Origin of the sequence: Pseudomonas sp. GM24, assembly GCF_000282235.1 — a bacterium.
In the GTDB taxonomy this organism is placed as follows: domain Bacteria; phylum Pseudomonadota; class Gammaproteobacteria; order Pseudomonadales; family Pseudomonadaceae; genus Aquipseudomonas.
Genome location: NZ_AKJR01000308.1, coordinates 1 through 6,418 on the forward strand (window position 1 = coordinate 1; position 6,418 = coordinate 6,418).

At 60.8% G+C, this 6,418-nt stretch carries 8 protein-coding genes; 4 read left to right on the top strand and 4 right to left on the bottom strand.

The window, feature by feature from the left end:
• Positions 1 to 82: 82 nt before the first annotated feature.
• From PMI23_RS27280 to PMI23_RS27290, 3 genes are read right to left on the bottom strand one after another with little or no spacing between them, the layout of a single operon-like run.
• Positions 83 to 625: a DUF2937 family protein gene (locus PMI23_RS27280; protein ID WP_007911321.1), complete on the bottom strand. Its 543-nt coding sequence runs from the start codon at positions 623 to 625 to the stop codon at positions 83 to 85.
• Positions 626 to 637: 12 nt separating this feature from the next.
• Positions 638 to 1,414, bottom strand: a complete 777-nt coding sequence (locus PMI23_RS27285; protein ID WP_007911322.1) for a class II glutamine amidotransferase — start codon at positions 1,412 to 1,414, stop codon at positions 638 to 640.
• Between the two features lie 15 nt (positions 1,415 to 1,429).
• Entirely contained in the window at positions 1,430 to 1,927 is a 498-nt protein-coding gene (locus tag PMI23_RS27290) for a hypothetical protein (protein ID WP_007911323.1), read from the bottom strand.
• Positions 1,928 to 2,152: 225 nt separating this feature from the next.
• Between PMI23_RS27290 and PMI23_RS27295 the strand changes: the two genes are divergently transcribed.
• Entirely contained in the window at positions 2,153 to 4,207 is a 2,055-nt protein-coding gene (locus PMI23_RS27295) for a S9 family peptidase (protein ID WP_007911324.1), read from the top strand.
• Between the two features lie 198 nt (positions 4,208 to 4,405).
• A complete protein-coding gene (locus PMI23_RS27300) occupies positions 4,406 to 4,879 on the top strand; it encodes a cyclic nucleotide-binding domain-containing protein (RefSeq protein ID WP_007911332.1) in 474 nt (157 codons plus the stop codon).
• Here PMI23_RS27300 and PMI23_RS27305 read toward each other — a convergent pair.
• The gene (locus PMI23_RS27305) at positions 4,876 to 5,160 is read right to left on the bottom strand and encodes a hypothetical protein (protein ID WP_007911334.1); all 285 of its coding nucleotides are present in this window, start codon (positions 5,158 to 5,160) and stop codon (positions 4,876 to 4,878) included. The two genes, PMI23_RS27300 and PMI23_RS27305, sit on opposite strands and share 4 nt — an antisense overlap.
• A gap of 80 nt (positions 5,161 to 5,240) precedes the next feature.
• Between PMI23_RS27305 and PMI23_RS27310 the strand changes: the two genes are divergently transcribed.
• Both PMI23_RS27310 and PMI23_RS27315 read left to right on the top strand, forming a co-directional pair.
• On the top strand, positions 5,241 to 5,927 hold the full coding sequence (locus PMI23_RS27310; protein WP_007911335.1) for a spermidine synthase: 687 nt from the start codon (positions 5,241 to 5,243) through the stop codon (positions 5,925 to 5,927).
• A 48-nt stretch (positions 5,928 to 5,975) separates the two neighbouring features.
• A complete protein-coding gene (locus tag PMI23_RS27315; protein WP_007911336.1) occupies positions 5,976 to 6,347 on the top strand; it encodes a YajD family HNH nuclease in 372 nt (123 codons plus the stop codon).
• Positions 6,348 to 6,418: the final 71 nt, after the last annotated feature.

Below are 6,418 nucleotides of genomic sequence, written 5' to 3' on the forward strand. Positions count from 1 at the left end.
AGCCCGGGACGCTCCGCGTCCCTCGAAAGCCGAACGCGGAGCGTCGGTTGAGGCGTTCCCACGCAGAGCGTGGGAACGATCATCAGAGACCGCGCACATCGCGGTCTTCGATCGGCCGGCTCTGGCGCAGACGCCGGCCACCGAGTACGACCCAGTCGATCAAGCGGAACAGGCATTCAATGCCGAACGACAGCAGCAACGCGCCGCTCATGCCCCAGATCATCGCTTCCGGCGTCAGCAGGATCTGATAGCTGTAACCGTTCCAGGTTTCCTTGCGGATATCCGGATCTGCGGCCAACACCACTTGCAGGAAGCGGATGTACCACGGCCCTTGCATCGCCTGGAACTGCTTGTCCAGCGCGATCTGGCGGCTGAGCAAGGTGCTCAGGCTGTCAGCATCGCTGCGAAATACCGGGTCTTCACTGGCGCGATAATGCGCGACCAGCGCCTGCATATCACCCTTGAAGAACTGCTCGGCGGTGCCCTGAAAACCGCGCAAGCCAGTCTGCGCTTCGATCAGATGCGCCTCGACACGTTTCGCGTAATCGTTGATGAAGCCTGGCACCTGGACACCGATCAACAGGCCCGCCGCAAACAACACCAGCCGTACATAACTGAGCAACATGGGGTGCAATCCTTATTCGGTCTTGCCCTGACTGACGCATTCGCCGCGTCGCCACAGGCTCCATTGGCCCGGTTCGTAGCGGGTCCAGGTTTCGTTTTCGGTCAAAGGTTCGGTGGCAATCACCGTGACCACGTCGTTGGGCGTGGTTTCCGCCTGGAAATCGACGATAACGTCGACATCCTTCAGGCGCGCCGGGCCGAACGGGGCGCGACGGGTGATCTGTGCGAGTTTGGTCGAGCAATAGCAGAACAGCCAGTCGCCGTCGCTGAGCAGGCAGTTGAACACGCCTTTGCTGCGATACTCAGCGCAGGCGGCGACCAGATCGGGCAGCAGCTCTTCTATATCGACCGGTTCCGGGAATGCTGCACGCACGCGGTTGAGCAAATCGCAGAACGCCGCTTCGCTATCGGTATCGCCGACCGGGCGGTAGAAGCTTTTGATCGGGGTGAAATCGGCCAACTGGCCGTTGTGCGCGAAGCACCAGTTGCGCCCCCACAGTTCGCGGACGAACGGATGGGTGTTGGACAGGCAGACCTTGCCGACGTTGGCCTGGCGGATGTGGCCGATGACCACTTCGCTTTTGATTGGATAGCGCTGCACCAGATTGGCGACTTCCGACTCGCAACTCGCCGCCGGGTCCTGAAACAGACGCAAACCCCGGCCCTCATAGAAGGCAATGCCCCAGCCGTCGCGGTGCGGGCCGGTGCGACCGCCACGCTGCATCAGGCCGGTGAAGCTGAACACGATATCGGTCGGCACGTTGGCACTCATGCCCAGTAATTCACACATGTGCGGACTCTCGGGTTACAGGCGCGGCTCGACCCGCATGCGCTGCGGGTTGTTCGGCAAGGGTGGACGACCGTAGCGGTCATCACCGGCGCCGCCAAACGGTTGATCGTCATCGCGGTCATCGGCGCGGGCGGCAGCTTTCGCGGCTTCGGCCTGCTCGCGGCGCGCACGCGAAGCACGCTCGATCGGCAAGCGGATCAACACGAAAATCAGGTAGATGCCGAACGCGATCATGCTGTACATGAACAGATCGGAGATCGCCCGCCAGGCGTTGTTGCCGACCTTGAAGGCCAGGTCCAGCGCGGTGATGGCAATGGACGGCGCAACCTTGGCTTTCACCGGGTCGATGATGGTCGGGCTGAACAGCAACACCGCCATCAGCACACGCAGCGGTTCGCGCAACCAGCGCCACATCCAGGTGGTCAGGCGCATCCATACCAACAGGCAGCCCACAGCGGCAAAGGCGTAGAGGCCCCAGGCGATCAGATAGTCGTTCTCGGTCATGGTGTCCATGGCAAGGCAGGCAAAGAGGCGCTTATAGTAACGACTTTTCGCCCGTGCGGCTTGTCCCAATAGACATGCGACCTGTGGGAGCGAGCCTGCTCGCGATGACGGACAGCCTGACAACATTGATGTTGAATGTGCCGGCCTTATCGCGAGCAGGCTCACTCCTACAGGGCCTGCGACGGTTTCAAAAGCTGCGAAAACCCCATTCCGTAATTTGTCCGAGAGCCTTCCATGCCCCAATCCGCCAACGTCATCAGTGCTCCGATTGCCCACAAGGCGCCCGGTGCCGACCCGTATGCCTGGCTGCAGGAACGCGACACCGACGCGGTGCTCGATTACCTCAAGGCCGAAAACGCCTGGCAAGAGGCGCAAACCGCCGATCAGGCCGAACTGCGTGAAACCCTGTTCGAAGAGATCAAGAGCCGAATCCTCGAAACCGACCTGTCCCTGCCCTCACCTTGGGGCCCGTATCTGTATTACACGCGCACTACGGCGGGCGACGAATACGCCCGGCACTACCGTTGCCCGCGACCGGCGGACGACAGCCTGACCCTCGATGAAAACCGCGAACAACTGCTGCTCGACCCGAATGTGCTGGCCAACGGCGGGTTCTTCTCACTCGGTGCGTTCAGCATCAGCCCCGATCACCAGCGTCTGGCCTACAGTGTCGACGCCTCGGGCGATGAGATTTACACGCTGTTCGTCAAGGAACTGGCCAACGACAAAGTCAGCGAACTGGAATTCGAAGACTGCGACGGCAGCATGACTTGGGCCAACGACAGCCTGACCCTGTTTTTCGGCGTGCTCGACGACACCCATCGTCCACACAAGTTGTTCCGCTATCGCCTCGATGGCACTGCTGCCGAAGAAGTTTTCCACGAGGCAGACGGGCGTTTCTTCCTGCATTGCTACCGTTCCAGCTCTGAGCAGCAACTGCTGCTCTCGCTGGGCAGCAAGACCACCAGTGAAGTCTGGGCGCTGGATGCCAATCAACCGCACCTGCCGTTTACTTGCCTGGCCCCGCGTGTCGAAGACCATGAATACGATGTCGATCACGGCCTGCTCGATGGCGTGTGGACGTGGTTTATCCGCACCAACCGCGACGGCATCAACTATGCCTTGTATCAGGCCCCGGACACTGGCATCGCGCCGACCGAAGCCGACTGGCAAAACCTGATCCCCCACAGCGATACGGTGATGCTCGATGGCGTCAGCCTCAACACCGAGGCCATGACCCTGAGCCTGCGCGAGGGTGGCCTGCCGATCATCGAAGTTCACCCACACGGTCTGACGCCTTATCGCGTGCAATTGCCGGACGCGGCCTACAGCCTCTATGTGCAAAACAGCCTGGAGTTCGAGAGCGACCGTATTCGTCTGCGCTACGAGGCGTTGAACCGCCCGGCACAAGTTCGCCAACTGATCCTCGCCAACGGCGAACAAACGGTGTTGAAAGAAACCCCGGTGCTCGGCCCGTTCGACGCCGATGCCTACGTTAGCCAACGCCTGTGGGCGACGGCGCCGGACGGTACGCAAGTGCCGATCAGCCTGGTGATGAAGCGCGAAATGGTCGGCAAAGCGGTGCCGCTTTATCTCTATGGCTATGGCGCTTACGGTTCGAGCCTTGATCCGTGGTTCTCCCATGCGCGCCTGAGCCTTCTGGATCGTGGCATGGCCTTCGCCATCGCCCACGTGCGTGGCGGCGGCGAGTTGGGCGAAGCCTGGTATCGCGCCGGCAAGCAGGAGCACAAGCACAACACCTTCAGCGACTTCATTGCCTGCGCCGAGTTTCTGATCCTCAACGGCATTACCACAGCGGACAAATTGGCAATCAGTGGCGGCAGCGCGGGTGGTTTGCTCATCGGTGCCGTGCTCAACCAGCGTCCGGATCTGTTCGGCGTGGCGATTGCTGAAGTGCCGTTCGTCGACGTGCTCAATACCATGCTCGACCCGGAACTGCCGCTGACCGTCACTGAGTACGACGAGTGGGGCAATCCCGAAGAGCCGGAAGTCTACGAGCGGATCAAGGCTTACGCTCCCTACGAAAACGTCAGCGCGCAGGATTATCCGGCGACGCTGGTGATCGCCGGCTACAACGACAGCCGTGTGCAGTACTGGGAAGCGGCCAAGTGGGTGGCGAAACTGCGCGCGACCAAGACCGACGACAACGTCCTGCTGCTGAAGACTGAACTGGGCGCCGGGCACGGCGGGATGAGCGGGCGCTATCAGGGATTACGTGACGTAGCACTCGAATACGCATTTGTTTTCAAGGTTTTGGGCCTGGCCTGAGGAACTCCGACGGTCACTTGGGTCTTAATTGCAGACCCGAGAGGCCGATACCCCACAGATCCCTGTAGGAGCTGCCGAAGGCTGCGATCTTTTGATTTTGATTTTTTCAAAGGCAAGATCAACAGATCGCAGCCTTCGGCAGCTCCTACCAGGGACGTGTGAAGCCTGAAACAGTGAAAACAAAAAGACCGTGACGACATGTCAGAACCGACCTTCCTGAACAACGAAATCCGCGACTGGCTGATGGACTGCGGCCTGTTCGATCAATTGCAGCTGGCCGACTTTGCGGCCGCTTCCGGCTACTTCAGCATCAGCACCGTGGCTGAGGGCGAGGCGATTTTCCGTGAGGGCGATGCCGGCAGTTTCATGTGCATCATTCACACCGGTCAGGTCGCCGTGCAGAAAACCGGGCCCGATGGCCAGGTCATCACCATGGCCACCCTGCGCAGCGGTAGGGCGTTCGGTGAAATGGCCGTGCTCGATGGAGAGCGACGTTCGGCCACCTGCATTGCCGCGAGCAACTGCCAGTTGCTGAACCTCGGCAAGGATTCGCTGGAAAAAATGCTCAACGACGCGCCGAAAATCGCCGCGAAGATCATCCGCGCCCTCGCCGTTTCCCTGTCGAAACGCCTGCGCATGGCCGACGGCCAACTGGCGGCGCAACAGGTTTAACCGCCGGGAGATTTTGCCTTGGTGCCGCTCGGTTCAATGCCCGGCACCGGTTGATCCTTGCTCGGCGGGCTGGGCATTTCGATCGGCACCAGCGGCGGGCTGCCACTGCCGGCGCCCGACTTGGGAATGGTGATCGGCGTGATCTGCGGATACGGCGTCGGTGTCGCGGTACCGGGCGAGCCGGGTTGCGGCGCCGGGCTGACCGGAATGGTCTGTTGCGCCTGCACTGCAGTAATCGAGAGCGCGGCCAGGGCAATGACCGTTAGAATGGTGCGCTTCATCAAGGGCTCCGTTTGGCCTCTAGTCTGCGCTCAGGCTACTCCCAACGGGCCTGCTTGCCTTCCCCCTTGTAGAGATTTCCATGAAACGTTTCGTTCTGCTCGACACCACCCCGATCCCTGAAAGCGGCGGTGCCCTGTGCCTGTTCGAGTATGGCGAGGATTTTGTCATCAAGATCCAGGGCGGCGACGGCGGGCAATTGATGAACACGCGCATGCACGGCTCTGAAGATGCCTTGGCCGAGATCCCTTGCCGCAAGGTCGCCGGGCGTCCGGATTCGCGGGTACTGATCGGCGGTCTGGGCATGGGTTTCACCCTCGCCTCCGCGCTCAAGCATCTGGGTAAAACAGCCGAAGTGGTGGTCGCGGAACTGGTCCCCGGCGTGGTCGAGTGGAACCGTGGCCCGCTCGGGGAAAAGTCCGGTCGTCCGCTGCTCGATCCGCGCACGGTGATCCGCCAGGAAGACGTGGCCAAGGTGCTGCAAAGCGAGCCGAACGGCTTCGACGCGATCATGCTCGACGTCGACAACGGCCCCGAAGGCCTGACGCAGAAGGCCAACAGTTGGCTGTACTCCGCCGCTGGTCTGAATGCCTGCGCCAAAGCCTTGCGCCCCAAAGGCGTGCTCGCCGTATGGTCGGCCAGCGCCGACCGGCTGTTTTCCGACAAATTGAAGAAGGCCGGTTTCAAGGCCGAAGAAGTCCAGGTCTTCGCCCACGGCAACAAGGGCACGCGCCACACGATCTGGATTGCCGAGAAGCTCAAGGGCTGAGCTAAACTCTGCCCATAACCGTCATTAGTCTTTTACAAAGGTGAACCCATGAGTTCGTCCACCCCAACCAATACGTCGAAGCTGGATCGCATCCTCGCCGACAACCAGCGCGACAAGGAAATGGGCTACCGCGACAAAGCCCTGAAGATGTACCCGCACGTCTGTGGCCGCTGCACCCGTGAATTTTCCGGCAAGCGCCTGAGCGAACTGACCGTGCACCACCGCGACCACAACCACGACAACAACCCGCAGGACGGCTCGAACTGGGAATTGTTGTGCCTGTATTGCCACGACAACGAACACTCGCGCTATACCGATCAGCAGTATTTCAGCGAAGGCTCGCTGAGCACGCCGAAGATCGCCAAGGCGACGCACAACCCGTTTGCCGCGTTGGCCGGGTTGATGAAGAAAGAAGATTAAAAAGCAAAAGATCGCAGCCTTCGGCAGCTCCTACAGGGTGTACGCCATTCAACTGTAGGAGCTGCCGAAGG